We start from the raw sequence: 15,450 nt of genomic DNA, 5'->3' as shown, positions 1-15,450 counted from the left end.
TCCTCCCGCACTACTCTGCTGGGAGTGCAGGCGGACGGGGGCCCACCCGGGCCTCCGGACGCCTACGGGGGAGGGGTGACGCCATGCGGCCGCTCGAAGTCGACGAACCCACGGTCGTGGGGCCCTACCGGCTGCTCGGCCGGCTGGGCTCCGGCGGGATGGGCCGGGTCTACCTGGGCCGCAGCGCCGGAGGCCGTACGGTCGCCGTGAAGATCGTGCACCCGCACTTCGCGCTGGACGAGGAGTTCCGGGCGCGCTTCCGGCGCGAGGTCGAGGCCGCGCGCCGGGTGGGCGGCGCCTGGACGGCCTCGGTCCTGGACGCGGACCCGCAGGCGCGGGTGCCGTGGGTGGCGACGGCATACGCGGCGGGCCCGTCACTGTCCGCCGCGGTGGCGGACTTCGGCCCCCTGCCGGCCCACACCGTACGCGCCCTGGGCGCGGGACTCGCCGAGGCGCTGGCGGCGGTGCACGACCTTGGCCTGGTGCACCGGGACGTGAAGCCGTCGAACGTCCTGCTCACGCTCGACGGCCCCCTGCTGATCGACTTCGGGATCGCCCGGGCCACGGACGGCACGGCGTCCCTGACCTCCACGGGCGTCTCGATCGGCTCGCCCGGCTACATGTCGCCCGAGCAGATCCTCGGCAAGGGCGTCACCGGCGCGGCGGACGTCTTCTCACTGGGCGCCGTCCTGGCGTACGCCGCGACCGGCCAACCGCCCTTCCCCGGTGACTCCTCGGCGGCCCTGCTCTACAAGGTCGTCCACGAGGAGCCGGAACTCGGCCTGCTCGACGGGGAGCTGCGGTCCCTCACGGCCGCCTGCCTGACGAAGGACCCGGGCGCGCGACCGGCCCCGGCGGAGCTGGCCCGACGGCTGGCTCCCGAGGGAGCGGCCCGGCTGGTGACGGGCGGGTGGCTGCCGGGGCCGCTGGTGGAGCAGGTGAGCCGGAGCGCCGTACAACTGCTGAACCTGGAGGCGGCGGGGCCGGGAGGCGGGGGGCCTTCGGGGCCGGTGGGGTTCAGCAGTCCTTCTGTGGGGGTGGGGGAGGTGGAGGCAGGGGCAGGGGAGGTGGCTGAGGCTGCCGGGGCCGGGGTGTTCGGACCTCCACCGGTCATGCCGACGTCGCCTCCTGTCGTGCCTCCTCCTGCACTGCCGCCGTCGGCCATGCCGTCATCCGGTGGTCCGTCGGCCGGTGGCCCGTCATCCGGTGGTCCGTCGGCCGGGTTCGCGTCGTCGCCGCTCCCGCCGGCTGCACCGATCCCACCGGCTGGGCCTGCCGCGCCCGGCTGGGCTCCGCCGACCACCGCTGCGCCGGGCGGGGGTGGAGGCTCCTCCGCAGCCGTACCCGCACCCCGGGACGCCGGCCCGCAGGACACGGCCCCGTCGTCCACCGGGCGCCGCCCCGGCAAGGTCACCGTCTCCGTGGCCGCGACGTCCGCGCCGGAGGGCGGCGGGCGGGTGCGGAGGCTGAGCTGCTCGGTCGCGCTGGCGGTCGCCGGGGCGATGGCGGCCGTGACGATCGGGACGGTGTTCGTGTTCGACCTGCTGCCGGGCGGCCGCAACGCACAGGACGACAGGGACACGGCCGCCCCGGGCGCCGACTCCTCACCGTCGGCCGACAGCGGTGCACCCGGTGCGGTGCCCGCCGCCTACCTCGGCACCTGGGAGGGCCAGGGCACCGCCCTGGACGGCAATCTGCCCCTCGGCACGTTCCGGATCACGGTCGAACGGGCCGCCGTCGGCCAGGAGCTGGGCCGGCTCCGCCAGACCGACCAGATCGGCGGCGTCTGTATCGACGTACTGACCCTGAAGCAGGTGACGAAGAAGGAGCTCGTCGCGACGTCCGTGGGCGCGAAGACCAACCACAGCGGCTGCAACCCGGCCGCCACGACCGTCCGTCTCAGCCCGGTGGGCGACGATCTCCAGTACCGGTCGGAGAGCGAGGAGTCGGGCCGGCCCCAGGCTCGGATGTCGAAGGTGCGGTAGCGGCCGACCGGCCTCCGTACTTCACGAACAGGGTGATCAGCAGCGCGGCCGCCGTGAGAGTCGCGACCAGGCCGACGACCCACAGCCAGGGGTAGTGCACGTGCACCCAGCAGGGGCCGCCCTGGCTGTAGCAGTCGCCGCCCCAGTTCCGGCGCCGCTTGGGCCGTATGGTCGTCTTGATCGTCCCGGCGACCAAATACCCCGCTGCCAGCCCGGGCAGAGATGCGGCCACCCACGCCAGCGAACGTGACCTGCTCTTCTTCCAGTTCATCCGGGTGAGCGGCCACACCCAGGTCAGGAAGACCAGTGGCACCAGGGCGCCGACGGTGGCGGCGAAGGCGTACGCGCCGCCGGGCCACGCGGGAGCGAAGTGACCCCAGAGGTCGTGGCTCCAGTACATGTCGAAGAAGACCAGCGGCATGATCAGGGCGACGAAGCAAGGCAGCACCAGGCAGCCGAACAGGCGCTCTCCGACACTGGTCTTCACACGGCGAAGAGACGGCGGACGCCCTGGCCTGTGCACGTATCGCAGGGCGGGCCTGGCCGCCTTCCCCCTCTTCGGCTTCGCCGAACTTCTGCTCATGGCCCCTAACTCCCACCCTCATTCAGGTGCTCACTACTGTGTCTGCGATAGCGAACACCATTAGACGCGACTGACGCGCCACACCGCGTATTGCCGGGAAGGCTCACCATGGAGACATTGCAGCCGGACGATCCAGCGGAGTTGGGCACTTACCGGCTCCTGCGAAGACTCGGCGCCGGCGGCATGGGCCGCGTCTACCTGGCACGTTCACCGGGTGGCCGTACCGTTGCGGTAAAGGTCGTACGTCCGGATCTCGCCGCGGACGGCGACTTCCGTGACCGCTTCCGGCACGAGGTCGAAATAGCCAAGGCCGTCTCCGGCCGCTTCACCGCCCCCGTCGTGGACGCCGACCCGGATGCGCCGCTGCCGTGGTTGGCAACCTCCTACGTGCTCGGCCCAGACCTCACAGACGTGGTCGCCACGCACGGTGCACTGCCGGAGCGCACCGTCCGGGCACTTGCCGCCGGCCTGGCCGCCGCCCTCCAGGAGGTTCACGCGGCGGGGCTGATCCATCGCGACATGAAGCCGTCGAACGTCCTGCTGGCGGCGGACGGTCCGCGCGTCATCGACTTCGGGATCGCCCGGGCGGTGGACGGAAACCGTATGACGCAGACGGGAGTCGTGGTCGGCTCACCCGGCTACATGTCACCGGAGCAGGCGCTCGGTCAGGACATCAGCACGGCGGGGGACGTCTTCTCGCTGGGCGCCGTGCTCGCGTTCGCGGCGACTGGCAGGGGAACCTTCGGCCATGGTGCCGTCTCGCACGCCTCGTTGCTGTATCAGGTCGTGCATGGCGAGCCCGACCTGGAGGGCGTACCGCAGCAACTGCTGGGCCTCGTACGCGCGTGCCTCGCAAAGGACCCGGCACATCGGCCAGCGCCGTCGGAAATCGTGACGGCGCTCGCTCCGCAAGGCGTCGAGGGTGTTCTCAGCGACTGGCTGCCGTCAGCGGTGGCATCGACGATTGCCACGCACGCGGCCGGAATTCTGGACCTGGAGGCTCCGCAGCCGTCTCCGACACCGATTGCCGCATCCTTCGGGCCAGCACCTGCGATGGCGGACGAGACGCCGGCGTCAACGACCACACCGTCGCCTGGGTATGGCTACCCCGCGGTCCCGGGACATGTCAGCACCCCTGTGGCTGCCTACGGCGGTCCGGGGCCCGGCTACGCCACACCGCCCGGCGGCGCCCCCACTCCGGGATACGGGACGACCGCACCAGCCTACGGCGCTCACGAACAACCTTTCGTGGTAGGACCGTCCTCCACCAGGGCCACCGCCTCCACGGGGCACTCCCGCCGCCGCGTCCTCGGTCTAGCGCTCGGCGGAGCCGCCGCCGTCGCTGCGGCGGGCGGGGGGACCGCTTGGTGGCTCGGCCAGGACGAAGACTCCAAATCCACGGCTTCCGGCACAAGCGGCGAACCCGCCGAGGAGAACTTCACCACCCCGCCGGCCGGCGTCGCCCCCCAGCCGCTGTGGCACGAGACGGCAGCGGAGGACAGCACCACCACCGACGTACCGCTCCTCACCCACGAGGGTCTGCTCCTGGTCAGCGGCGACCCCCTGGTGGCCTACGACGTGAAAACAAGCGAGACCCGCTGGTCGAAGCCCGACGTCTGCGCCCCCGGCTCCCAGCTCCTGTTCCATGACGGCAAGGTGTTCCTCACCGATGGCGGCACGGAGGGGGTCCTCGTCGCGCGCGACGTGAAATCCGGCAAGGAAGTGTGGCGTAGCCGCCTCGGCAAGGCACTCGGAGTCGAAGGCACCATCGCCATCGACGACAAGAACGTGTACGTAACGGCCACCGACTATGGCCAAGCCGCGAGTGCCACCAAGTACCGCACTGCGGTCGCCGCCATCAGCCACAGCACCGGTAAGAAGGTGTGGCTCCAGCATCGCGACTGGGGCACGAGGGACTACGACGTCCAAGGAACCGTCTCCGGCAAGTACCTCGTCTACACGGACTCCAACTACAACCTCACCGTGCGCGACACCGCCACCGGTGACCAGCTGTGGACGCAGAAGATCGGCGACGACTGGGCGTGGCAGCCGACGGTCGCGGACGGCCTCGTCTTCCTGCCCGGCGAGAAGCTCACGGCGGTGGACGCGGAGACAGGCCGCACACGGTGGACGCTCTCCCCCAAAGGCCGGCGTGGCTTCAACAACCCGGCCGTGATCGACGGCGTGCTCTACGTCAGTGACTACGACCGCGGTATCTGGGCCGTCGACGTCAAGACGCACAAGCGGATCTGGCTCTGCGAGGACCAGGATCGTGGCGGGGCGGAGTCGTTCGTGCGGGTCGGCACGACGCTCTACTGCGCAGCCGGGCCGCTGTCCGGCGGCGTCATCGCTCTTGAGGCCAAGACCGGCGACGTCCGCTGGAGCTGGACCGATAACAAGGACTCCGGTGCCCCGTGGCAGATAGCCCCGGCGGGAAACCGAGTGTTGGTGACGAACGGGCCGGAGATCTACGCGATGCCGGCAGTGTGACGCCGGGGCGCTGGGGCGCGATTCCGGGGGCTGCCATAGTCTCCGTTAGCTGAAGTTAACGAACGTGGCCACAGGGCCGACGGGGAGGATGACCATCATGCGGATGCTGGTCACGGTCGTACGTGAAGGCGGTGAGCCGGAGGACGTCGTCGTCGCCGCCGACGACACTGCCACGGCAGGTGATGTCGCGGAGGTGCTGGCGCAGGCCGTCGAAGGACGCTTCGCCCCGCGTGGCGGTGGGACGGGGAACGTCGTCGCCATGCCCGGCACCTCACTGGCCTCGTTGCCCGGCTACGGGGCGGCGGTGGCCGGAGCCCCCGGGCTGTGGGCTGACGGCGTGCTGTGCGATCCGGCGTCTCCGGCGGCCGACGTCCTGCGGGACGGCATGCGCGTTTCCGTCGACCGCTCGATAGGCCCGCTGCTGCGCAAGGGCGAGCCCGTCGGACAGTACGAGTTGAGAGTGGCGGGTGGCCCAGGTTCCGGGCGGGTCGTCCGGCTGGGTGTCGGAGCGGCCACCGCGGGATCGGCACCCACCTGTTCGTTGCCGTTGCCGGACGCCGGACTGCCGCCGGTCACCCTCCGATTGACGATCGACCTTCAGGGCAATGTCACCCTCACTCCGGAGGCAGGGGCCGGTCTCCGACTCAACGATGACGCAGTGACGGCCGGGACTCCCTGGCCGCTCGGCGGTGTCGTACGGGTCGGTGACTCACTGCTGGTGCTCGACAAGGTGGCCGAGCCGGACGCGCACCTGTCCGCGATGAGTGAAGGCGGCCTCGCCTACAACCGCCCCCCTCGGCTCTCGCCGCTGCGGCCTCGGCGGCGACTGGCTGTGCCGGTGCCTCCCTCCAAGGGAGAACGAGCGCGTTTCCAGTTCATCATGGCGTTCATGCCCCTGCTGTTCGGGCTGTCCATGTACTTCATCACCAAGCAGATCTACATGCTGCTGTTCTGTCTGATGAGCCCGCTCATGATGCTGGGCCAGTGGATCAGTGAGAACCGCGAGGGAAAGAAGAAGCACAAGACGTCCCTGAAGCAGTACAAGAAGGACCTCGCGGCCCACGAGGCAGAACTCGTCACCCTCAGCAAGGAAGAACAGCGCGCCCGCCGCGAGGACAACCCTGACCCGGCTGAGATCCTCCTCTTCGCGACCGGCCCTCGCCGCCGCCTGTGGGAGCGCCGTCTCACTGACCCGGATGCGATGCAGCTGCGCATCGGGGTCGGCGCCCTGCCTTCCGACGTGGAGCTCGTCTTCGCGCGCGGCGGTGCGTCGCACGACGAGGAACCCCCGGAGCCCCCCACCCTTCCGGATGTCCCCGTGACCCTGCCGCTCGCCCGGCTCGGCGTGGTCGGTATCGCGGGTGACCGTGCCCGTGCCCTCGCCACCGCGCGTTGGCTGAGCGTGCAGGCCGCCGTGTTGCACAGCCCTCGGGACCTGTCGCTGGTGTCGCTGGCCGCGACACCAGCCGCCGGCGCCGAGTGGCACTGGGCGCACTGGCTGCCGCACACCAACCCCGACGACGGACAGGACTGCGTCGCTCTGGTCGGCTTCGACTCGGAGGGCATCAGCCGCAGGGTCAACGAGCTCCTCAACGAGCTTGCTCGACGCAAGGCGGCCCGCGAGCAGCACAACATGACGGGCCAGCTGTATCCGGACGCCAACGTGCTCCTGATCCTTGACGGGGCTCGGCTGCTGCGCCGCGTCCCCGGTGTCCCGCAACTCCTGACCGAGGGACCGCAGTACGGCATCTTCGCCCTATGCATCGACGAGGACGAGCGGCTGCTCCCCGAGGAGTGCAAGGCCGTCGTGGCCTGGTCGCCTGACGCGTCCCACCACGTCCGAGTGCGCGGCTACGGTCTGGAGGCCGCCGGTGACGTCCTGGCTGACCAGGTCCCCTACGAGTGGTGCGAACTCCTGGCCCGCTCCCTCGCCCCCATCCGCGACGTCAGTCGCGACGACGCCGACTCCGCCCTGCCCACCTCGGCCCGGCTGCTGAACCTGCTGAACCTGCCCAACCCAGCGGGTGCCGACGTGGAACGCATCTGGCAGGTGGGCGGTTCGACGACTTCCGCACCGATCGGCCTCGCCGCCGACGGCGCCTTCGTCCTGGACATCCGCCGCGACGGGCCGCACGCGTTGGTCGCCGGTACGACGGGTGCCGGTAAGTCCGAACTCCTGCAGACGATCATCGCCTCGCTGGCGGTGGCGAATCGCCCCGATGCCCTGAACTACGTCCTCATCGACTACAAGGGCGGCAGTGCTTTCATGGACTGCGCTCGCCTGCCGCACACCGTCGGCATGGTCAGCGATCTCGACGCGCACCTGACCGAGCGGGCCCTCGCCTCGCTCGCCGCTGAGTTGCATCGCCGGGAGCGAATCCTCTTCGACGCCGCGGCCAAGGACATCGAGGACTACAACGACACCCGCAAGCTTCGCCCCGAACTGGAACCGATGCCCCGGCTCGTCCTGGTCATCGACGAGTTCGCGTCCCTGGTCGCCGAACTGCCCGACTTCATCGCGGGCCTGGTCGACATCGCACGCCGAGGCCGCTCGCTCGGTGTGCACCTGATCCTCGCCACGCAACGTCCCGCGGGTGTGGTGAGTGCCGACATCCGGGCCAACACCAACCTCCGCATCGCCCTGCGAGTGACGGACGCCTCCGAGTCGATGGACGTCATCGACGCACCGGACTCGGGAGCGATCGCCAAGTCGACCCCGGGCCGTATGTACGTCCGATCCGGAGCCCAGTCCCTGGTCGGTGTGCAGTCGGCCCGTATCGGTGGCCGTCGTCCGGCCACGGGCCAGACAGGCCCGAAGGCCACGCTGATCCCGTTGCCCTGGAACGCCTACGCCCGCCCGCTGCCCAAGCGGGACGAAGCGCAGGACGACGGCACGATGGTCACCGACCTGGCTGTCCTCGTGGACGCGGTACGCGACGGCGCCGAGCGGATGGGCTTCGGCGAACAGCGCAGCCCGTGGCTGCCGCCGCTTGCGGAGTCGGTCACGCTGGACGAGCTGTCCACGTACGGCGGCGCACCGGGCACCGCCCCGGGCGACGACGTGGCCCCGATCCCGTATGGCTTGGTCGACTTGCCGGCGAAGCAAAGCCGCATGCCGGTATCCCTGGACCTCGTGCACGGTGAGCACACCCTGCTGCTCGGTGGCGCTCGCTCGGGCCGCTCGACGGCGCTGCGCACCCTGGCCGGTTCCCTGGCCCGGAACACCTCACCGCTAGACGTGCATGTTTACGGCATCGACTGCGGCTCCAACGCCCTGCTGCCGCTGGTGCGGCTGCCGCACGTGGGCGCCGTCGTGACGCGCGACGAGCCGGACCGGGTCCGCCGTCTGATCCAGCGTCTCCAGGTGGAGGTCGCTCGCCGCCAGCAACTCCTGGCGATGGAGGGAGCGTCGAGCGCGGCGGAACAGCGCGCGGGTGCCTCTCCGGAGGAGCGCCTGCCCTGGATGGTCCTGCTCCTGGACAGTTGGGAAGGCTTCGCGTCGACCTTCGAGAATTACAACTACGGTCAGCTGCTCGAAGCGGCCCAGCGGCTCTTCCGCGAAGGCTCCGCAGCCGGTCTGAAGGTCGTCATGACAGCCGACCGCAGTGGTCTGAGCGGGCATGTCTCCTCGGCCTTCGCCGACCGTCTCGTCATGCGCTTCGCCGACCCGAACGATTACTCCACGGCCGGTCTCCAGGCCCGCGAGGTCCCGAAGAACATGCCGCCCGGACGCGCCCTGCGCATCACGGACACCGGCGTGGACGAGACGCAGATCGGCCTGCTGGCGCAGGACCCGGCCGGCCAGACCCAGGTCCGCGCGCTCCGCGAGATCGCCGAGGAGGCACGGACCCGCCACGGCCGGGTCCCGGCGGGCCGTCGCCCCCTGCGGGTCGACGCCTTGCCAGCGCGCATCACGGCATCGGAAGCGATGGCCTTGGACCCGGACTTCCTCCCGCCGTCCCCTCTGTGGGCGCTGCTCGCCGTGGGCGGCGACGAACTCCACCCCATCGGTGTCGACCTGGAGGAGAACGGACCGGGCTTCGTCATCGCGGGCCCGCCGAAGTCGGGCCGCTCCACGGCACTGCTCTGTGCCGCCGAGTCCCTTCTGCGTTCGGGAACCCCCCTGGTGGTCGTGACACCTCGCCGGTCCCCGCTGCGGGATCTCGAGGGCCGAGAGGGGGTCCTCGGCGTACTCAATGCGGAAAGCTCCGGTGACGACCTGGAAGAGCTCCAGGACCAACTCGATGGCCGGCCGTACGTCGTCGTGGTCGACGACGCCGAACTCCTCTACGACCAGCCGCTGGACGAGCCGTTGGAAGGCGTCATCCGAAAGGGAGCCGACGGCGGCGTAGGCCTGCTTGCCGCCGGCACGACGGACTCACTGTCCGGCCAGTACCGGGGCTTCGCGGTCGAGGCCCGCAAGTCCCGCAACGGCATGCTGCTGACGCCGCAAAGCTCCTCGGACGGCGAGCTGTTCGGCATCCGCCTGCCTGCGAACAGCGGAGGCGGAGGAGCGGGCAGCGGATTGTTCGTGGCTGGCGGGACGTTCGTGCCGGTTCAGGCTGTGATGAACGGCTGACCGAGAGGGCTCCCGCTTCAGTGAGCGGGAGCCCTCAGCGCTGTCTGCCCGACGAGACCAGGGAAGTTCGTTCCGCGAACGCCCTTGTCACTCGGTCTTGCCACTTGCCGACGAGGCGAGCGGTTCGTCCGGGCCGAATGTGCGAAGGATCCAGAGGCGACGCCAAGTCACTGCCACGGCGAGGCCGAGGCAGATGATGGCCAGAGCCGAGGTGCCGTAGGCTGGCAGATTCGCTGGCGGATCTGCCACCCAAGCGCGAGTTAGCACTCGCGACGGGTCATTGCGATCGTACGTGACGATCAATGCCGCATCGGTGTGCGTGTCGGGGTACATCCCTGCGTAGTCCGAAAGCTCAACCTCGCTCCCGGCCCTGGGGCCGGTGACGAGGCGGACCTTTACGTATTTCGGTTTTGAATCGACACCGACAACTGTGGCGGCAGAATCGACCCCGCGGGAACGCAGATCCTCCACCAAGTTGCGCGGAGGAAGCCAAAGGGCCAGAGTGATCCCGACGCACAGTAGAAATATCCCGGACATTGCCATAATGACACGCCGCTGCGGAAGCTTTGGTCGCGGCTTCCATTCAGATGCTTTGGTAGCCGCCGCGCCTGCCGCCTTCACGTGGGGTGGCAGTTGGTACTGGTCTGTATGGCGCTTTCTGTTCTTTTTAGTCATAGCCAGGAAACCTCACGAGAACCATCCGCTCACCGTATTTTTTACGCCTGATGCAGCATCGCCAATCGCCTTCCCAGCACTCTTGGCCGCTCCTGTAACGGCGTTTACAGCCTTCCTGCCAGCTTCCGTCTTGATGGCGTAGGACACGGCGTAACCGACACCGAATCCCACTACGACACCAGCTGCGATGCCCCATCCAACCGGTCCCCCTACAGCAGCGACTGTTGCCGTAGCGGCCCAGGTTCCAGCCATACCAGCTGCCATGCCGCCGACATTAGCGGCAACGGCTACATCTTTTTCTTCGCCGTTGCTGATGTCCCAACCGATCGCACCAACGGTGAGAAGACTCCCGACGAGTGGCAGCTTTCCGCCGGTACGTAGGGCCCGACCCCAAAGTGATGTCGTGCTGGGCGGCCTGAGGCCGGGGACCTTGCCGATCAGCCAGCTTCCCCCATCAGCGATGGAAGCCTCCATTAGCCGGGAAAACGAACCCATTCCGAACTTGGAAAGAATGCGTTCCGCTTCGCGTGCGGACTTCCCAGAAGCTTTGGCAGCGCGACTGGTTGCATTCTTGAATGCTCGCTTCTCTGCCTTACTCATGGCGTTGAGGCGCTGTTCCTTCAACTGAGCCGCTTCATCGCTGAAATTTTGCGCATTCGTCCAGAAATGGCTCGCGTATTTTGATTGAACGCCCAGGACGCTGGCCAGTAGGCCGGCGCTGTCAGACCATGTGTCTGCTGGGTCGAGCAACTTCTTTGCAGCGATCTGCGCATGCTTCCATGCAATGTCCCAAAGATCCGGGTCGTCTCCCTGCATGAGTGCTCGGTTGAAGACTGCGGTGGGCTCGTCCTTAGTGAACTGGCCATGAAAAAGAGCCGCCCTCTTTTCGAACCCTGCAGCTGGGGTCTCGGCGTTGACCGCCGTGGTAAACGCGGCTCCGAAGACCTTCACATCATCCTTGGCTGTCGGAGCGTTAGCGGCGACAACTGCCATCGGCAGGTTCTTGACCAGGTCTGGATCCATCTTGGCGTAGAATGCCGAAGCGAAGTCGGGGTCGCCCTTGTGCTTCGCCAACTCCTCGGCAATGCGATGGAATTCAGGCCCTGCTTTGCTTGGGTCGAGCTTAGCTGCTTCGTTTGCATCCTCTGCAAGTTTCTTGCCCGCGCCCTGTGCTTCACCTATCGTTGCGATGGGTTCGCGAATCTGCACCATGGAGCCGGGCTTCTGAATTCCCTTGTGGTCCAGCTCCATTGCTGCTGCGAGGGCCTGACGGCGGCGAAGCATAGGCAGTTCGTCATCAACCCAGCCAGCAATCTTTCCGATTTCCGTCAGATTGCTCGTCTCTAGCCCAAACTTCTGAAACCTACCGACATATGAGGATCTTGCGCCATATAGCTTCTTGCTGCTGGACTCAAGGCTCTTGATCGTCCTCAAGAGGTTATCTGGGTTGATTCCGGAGAAGTTGGGGTCAGCCACTGGCGGACTCCCCTTCCGCGTTGGCGGCTAGTTGGGGGTCAATCAGTACTGCGGCGGCACCCGAGCCGCTAAGTGCCGCTGCAACTTGCTCAGTAGGGACGATGACCCAAGGCTGGGCCTCTCCCATGGCCTCGACCAGCAGGGGGACGGACGTGAAAGCCAGGGCCACGAGTCGCTCTTCGCCGCCTTCGCCTGCCATGGGCACCAGGATGACGTCGACAGTGCCGTCGCTGAGAGGGGAGCCGTCAGGGCCCTGAGGCACCTCAGTCATGGTGGGTAGTACGAGGGCTTCGGGGGCGTCGCCGGCCGTTTCGGGTGAGGTCATTGCCTCAGGTTATGAGGTGATGGAGTGGCAGGCAATGTGATCTCCTGACGGCCTATCGAGACTCGCAGAGTTGACGCTCGCCGCATGCCACTTCCAGGAGGAGCTAGATCCGCGGTCTCGGAGAGCGCTGGTACGGTGAGTATTCGCGTCGGCCTGAAATGCGATGAACGAGGGTGAGTGTTGTGGCAGATTCAGAGGCTAAGGTGCCCAATCCGCGGAAGGCGGACCTCGAAAGGCTGCGTCGTGATCTAGCCAAGGAGGTGGAGAGCATCAGGAAGGCGCTCAAGGGCCCGACGGAGGAGATTGGTGGCGACACGGTCTGGGTCGGGAAGAACGCTCGAGCCTGGCACAGGGAACTGGACGGACGGCACAAGAAGCTTGGTGAGCAAGTCGACAAGCTGCTTCCCATCATCGACGCGGCCATCCTCAGTGAACCCGAGAAGGTGTCACCGAGCGAGGCGCGGGCGTACAACAAGGAAGTGTGAGCCCGAGTATGCAAAACGGGCTGTAGAGCGGAGGTTCCCACAGCCTTCCTCTTGCGTTTCCTGCTACGCAACAGGCAACAAAGCGGCGTCGTGCCTCCCGGTAGACGTGCTCTTCACAGAGGCTTGAGGTTCAAATCGCCAGGTCGAGAAGCCATAGAGGGAGAGCCAGAGGCCAAAGTCTGGGACGTCTCTCCTTGACGTCCAAGTGCTGCCTGACGCATCTCCGCAGAACCCTTTAATGCCGCCAGGGCACCCCGTCCGAGATCCGTTGGCCTCGAAGGAATGCCCCGGCAGGGTGCGACGTTCGCGTCCCGGCTCTGCTCAGGTCGCGCGCTCGATGTTGTCGGCGCTGGTGTTAGCCGACTTGCTCGCGTCGTTCAGTGTGTCGACCCACTTGTCGAACGTCGGCTTGACGTCGTGCCAGTCGTTGCGGAAACGGTCGGCCTTAGGGCCCTTCCAGTAACCCGAGCTTTGGCTGGTGGCCGTCTCCAGAGCCTTGATGAGGCCCTGCAGGTCGGTGGCCTTCTTGCCGAAGAGCTTGGACAGCTCCCGAAGCTGAGTCAGATCTGCACCGCGATCCATGGCAATCCTCCCCGTGTCACGTGAGTAAACGGACTATCCGCTTGCAACATGGGACGCTACCGCACCAGACGTAGTTGCAGTCCAGCGCCTTGGGGGTTGGGAGTTCGCGTGAACGAGTGGTGTTCATCCCGGTCGGGAGCTCGAGGCGGGGCTGCAAGGAGCGCACGCCTGGGGCAGAGGGGGAGATGCCATGTCAAATCACGACATCAGGGGCTCGTTGGCGGGTCAGCTCACTGACGTCGCCGGCCGACTAATCGACTCACTTGCGAATGCAGCCAAGAAGCGCAGCGCAACGAGGGTGAAGCGCCGGTCGGATTCGAACGCGAACGAAGTCGCCGGATGGCTCAAGGGTAAAGCGCCCCCATGTCGGCGAGGGTAGGGGCGGGGTGGCGTGCCTCACCCATCGATATCCGACATGGCCGGACACCTATTTTGCAATGGCCGCAAGCCCACGGGCGCCACCGTTCGAGGCGTGAGGTGTAGGGAATTAGAAGAATGTGAAAATTTCCGGCAGGATCCGCTTGTGGTTCGTCGAGGGCGCCTTGCTATCGTGTCCCGAAGCGACCATGTGCCCAGAAGGGAAGGAGGCGCATGGTAGCAGGGGAGCGTTAGAGCTCTGCGCCGCAGTAATGACGAATTAATAGGGGGTTCTGCGTGACGTTCAGGGGGATGTCCAAGGATAAGGCACGCAAGCTGGGTGCCGCGCTGGACGTCGCTGACGGCGCACTATCCATTCAGGGTCCGCTAGTGTCCGGAATCCTCGCGAAATGGGAAGGGGATCAGGGAAACCTCAAGCGTTTTCGGCAGGATGCATCCTGGGCCCGCGATCAGGCCAAGGATGTGCGTCGTCGGCTGGGGATCCTGGACGCAGACCCGAGCGCCGAGCTCATGTTCATGGGGCTCACTGGAGTGCTCAAGACCTGGCAGGAATACCAGGAGCATAAGGGTGAAATCGGCGAATATGTGGACGAGTTCAAGGAAATAAAGAAGAATGTGACGATGCCGCTGCGACTAACGAAGGTCGCCTCGGGCATTGAGGCTTCCTTGCAGCTGTACCAGCGTTGGGCTCAGGGGCAGAACGTCGCCGGAGCCAAGGCCGTCCTTGAACTGAACAAGTACTTCGGTATCACCGGTGACCGGCTGAAGCTGAAGAATATCGAGTACATGCGTGAGCTCTTGAAGCTCCAGAAAATTGAGGGTCTTTACCAGCAGCCCTGGAAGTGGCAGCAGGGTCTTCGTACCTTCCTCACTACCAAACTAAAGATCCCCCTGCCGGCCAAGCTGCTCGCTCAGGCGCCCGGGCTCAGTATTCTTGACCGCGTCGGCCTGCCGCTAGCGATCATCCACGGCGTCAAGCAGCTGGTCGCGCCTGACCATAATGGCGTTTTGGGCGGGTTCGACCGCGGCATGGGGTTTGTGGAGGCGGCTGGCGCCGGGGCGGTCCTGGGCGGATCAGCCGCAGCGACAGCCCTTGGTGCCAGCGCGACGGTTGCGGCGGCGGTCCCTGTAGTCGGCTGGGTGGCTCTCGGTGTGGCTGGCGCCTACTTCCTCGGCACGTGGGCGTGGGATAACAGAGAAGCGATCGCGAACACGACCAAGAAGGCTTGGAACGCGACGACTGAGTGGGCGGGGGATGTGGCGGACAAAGGTGAAGAGATTGTCAACGGCGCAAAGAGTGCAGTCACGAATCTAGTCCCCAATACTATCAAGAAGTACAAATTCTGGTAGGAGATGGCTCCGGTGGAATCGAAGGACTTGTTCGGTGTGCCACGGGGTCAGCGCCTGAACCGAAACGCTGCTCTGGTGCCAGCTCCTGCGTCCATGGGGCGTCGCTACGGAGCGGCGGCCATTGACGGAATGCTCGCGATTGTCTGCGCGAGCATCTCCGGGCTGGTGTATGTGCTGAGCGTCCCGGCGTCGGAGGCGCTCCCGATGGCCAGCGGGAATTTGTGGCTGCGGATCTTCATCGCCGGAATCGGCGTCTCGGTGCTCAATCAAGTATTGTTGGTCCTGCTATTCCGCTGCAGCGTAGGCAAGATGCTCGTTGGCACGCGTGTGGTCCGGCTGGCGGACGGCGGTCGGCCACGGCTTTGGCAGCTCCTTGTCCGATGGATCGGCGGTATTGCGTACGGGCTCACGATCCTGCCCCTCGGATTCTTCCTTGGCGGCAGCGATGCACCCCCGCTTGATTTCGCTGGGGTGCGCATCGTGAAGACCGCGGGTATGCGGTCCGGACAGGCCTGACGGCCTCACCTTTAGTCGCGAGAATC

General features: G+C 66.8%; 11 protein-coding genes. 6 read left to right on the top strand and 5 right to left on the bottom strand.

The annotated features are described in order from the left end of the window. The first annotated feature begins 83 nt into the window (after window positions 1-83). Entirely contained in the window at window positions 84-1,985 is a 1,902-nt protein-coding gene (locus tag ACZ6I3_RS28930) for a serine/threonine-protein kinase (protein ID WP_469418544.1), read from the top strand. Here ACZ6I3_RS28930 and ACZ6I3_RS28925 read toward each other — a convergent pair. Then, window positions 1,900-2,472, bottom strand: coding sequence for a hypothetical protein (locus ACZ6I3_RS28925; protein WP_469418543.1), 573 nt, complete (start codon window positions 2,470-2,472; stop codon window positions 1,900-1,902). The genes ACZ6I3_RS28930 and ACZ6I3_RS28925 overlap by 86 nt on opposite strands. 204 nt (window positions 2,473-2,676) lie before the next feature. Here ACZ6I3_RS28925 and ACZ6I3_RS28920 point away from each other — a divergent pair, with 204 nt between their 5' ends. Beyond that, window positions 2,677-5,058 carry a serine/threonine-protein kinase gene (locus tag ACZ6I3_RS28920; protein WP_469418542.1) on the top strand — a complete coding sequence of 794 codons (2,382 nt, stop codon included), beginning with the start codon at window positions 2,677-2,679 and terminating at the stop codon, window positions 5,056-5,058. A 97-nt stretch (window positions 5,059-5,155) separates the two neighbouring features. Beyond that, window positions 5,156-9,637: an FtsK/SpoIIIE domain-containing protein gene (locus ACZ6I3_RS28915; RefSeq protein ID WP_469418541.1), complete on the top strand. Its 4,482-nt coding sequence runs from the start codon at window positions 5,156-5,158 to the stop codon at window positions 9,635-9,637. An 87-nt stretch (window positions 9,638-9,724) separates the two neighbouring features. Here the strand turns inward: ACZ6I3_RS28915 and ACZ6I3_RS28910 are convergent, their stop codons facing one another. The 3 genes from ACZ6I3_RS28910 to ACZ6I3_RS28900 are packed head-to-tail and all read right to left on the bottom strand — an operon-like array spanning window position 9,725 to window position 12,059. Continuing rightward, window positions 9,725-10,312 carry a hypothetical protein gene (locus tag ACZ6I3_RS28910; RefSeq protein WP_469418539.1) on the bottom strand — a complete coding sequence of 196 codons (588 nt, stop codon included), beginning with the start codon at window positions 10,310-10,312 and terminating at the stop codon, window positions 9,725-9,727. Between the two features lie 12 nt (window positions 10,313-10,324). Beyond that, window positions 10,325-11,788, bottom strand: coding sequence for a hypothetical protein (locus ACZ6I3_RS28905; protein WP_469418538.1), 1,464 nt, complete (start codon window positions 11,786-11,788; stop codon window positions 10,325-10,327). Beyond that, window positions 11,781-12,059: an SAV_915 family protein gene (locus tag ACZ6I3_RS28900; protein ID WP_469418689.1), complete on the bottom strand. Its 279-nt coding sequence runs from the start codon at window positions 12,057-12,059 to the stop codon at window positions 11,781-11,783. The genes ACZ6I3_RS28905 and ACZ6I3_RS28900 overlap by 8 nt, the downstream gene beginning before the upstream one ends. Window positions 12,060-12,295: 236 nt before the next feature. On the opposite strand from ACZ6I3_RS28900, the gene ACZ6I3_RS28895 reads away from it, so the two are divergent. After that, window positions 12,296-12,598: a hypothetical protein gene (locus ACZ6I3_RS28895; protein WP_469418536.1), complete on the top strand. Its 303-nt coding sequence runs from the start codon at window positions 12,296-12,298 to the stop codon at window positions 12,596-12,598. Between the two features lie 321 nt (window positions 12,599-12,919). Here the strand turns inward: ACZ6I3_RS28895 and ACZ6I3_RS28890 are convergent, their stop codons facing one another. Continuing rightward, window positions 12,920-13,180, bottom strand: a complete 261-nt coding sequence (locus ACZ6I3_RS28890; RefSeq protein ID WP_193505604.1) for a WXG100 family type VII secretion target — start codon at window positions 13,178-13,180, stop codon at window positions 12,920-12,922. Window positions 13,181-13,849: 669 nt separating this feature from the next. On the opposite strand from ACZ6I3_RS28890, the gene ACZ6I3_RS28885 reads away from it, so the two are divergent. Together ACZ6I3_RS28885 and ACZ6I3_RS28880 are read left to right on the top strand one after the other, a co-directional pair. After that, entirely contained in the window at window positions 13,850-14,908 is a 1,059-nt protein-coding gene (locus tag ACZ6I3_RS28885) for a hypothetical protein (protein ID WP_469418535.1), read from the top strand. Between the two features lie 12 nt (window positions 14,909-14,920). Beyond that, on the top strand, window positions 14,921-15,424 hold the full coding sequence (locus tag ACZ6I3_RS28880; protein ID WP_469418533.1) for an RDD family protein: 504 nt from the start codon (window positions 14,921-14,923) through the stop codon (window positions 15,422-15,424). Window positions 15,425-15,450: the final 26 nt, after the last annotated feature.

This window comes from Streptomyces sp. NPDC041940, assembly GCF_055589465.1.
The sequence above is the reverse complement of the archived record's forward strand: the minus strand, read 5'-3'. Positions and strand labels throughout refer to the sequence as shown.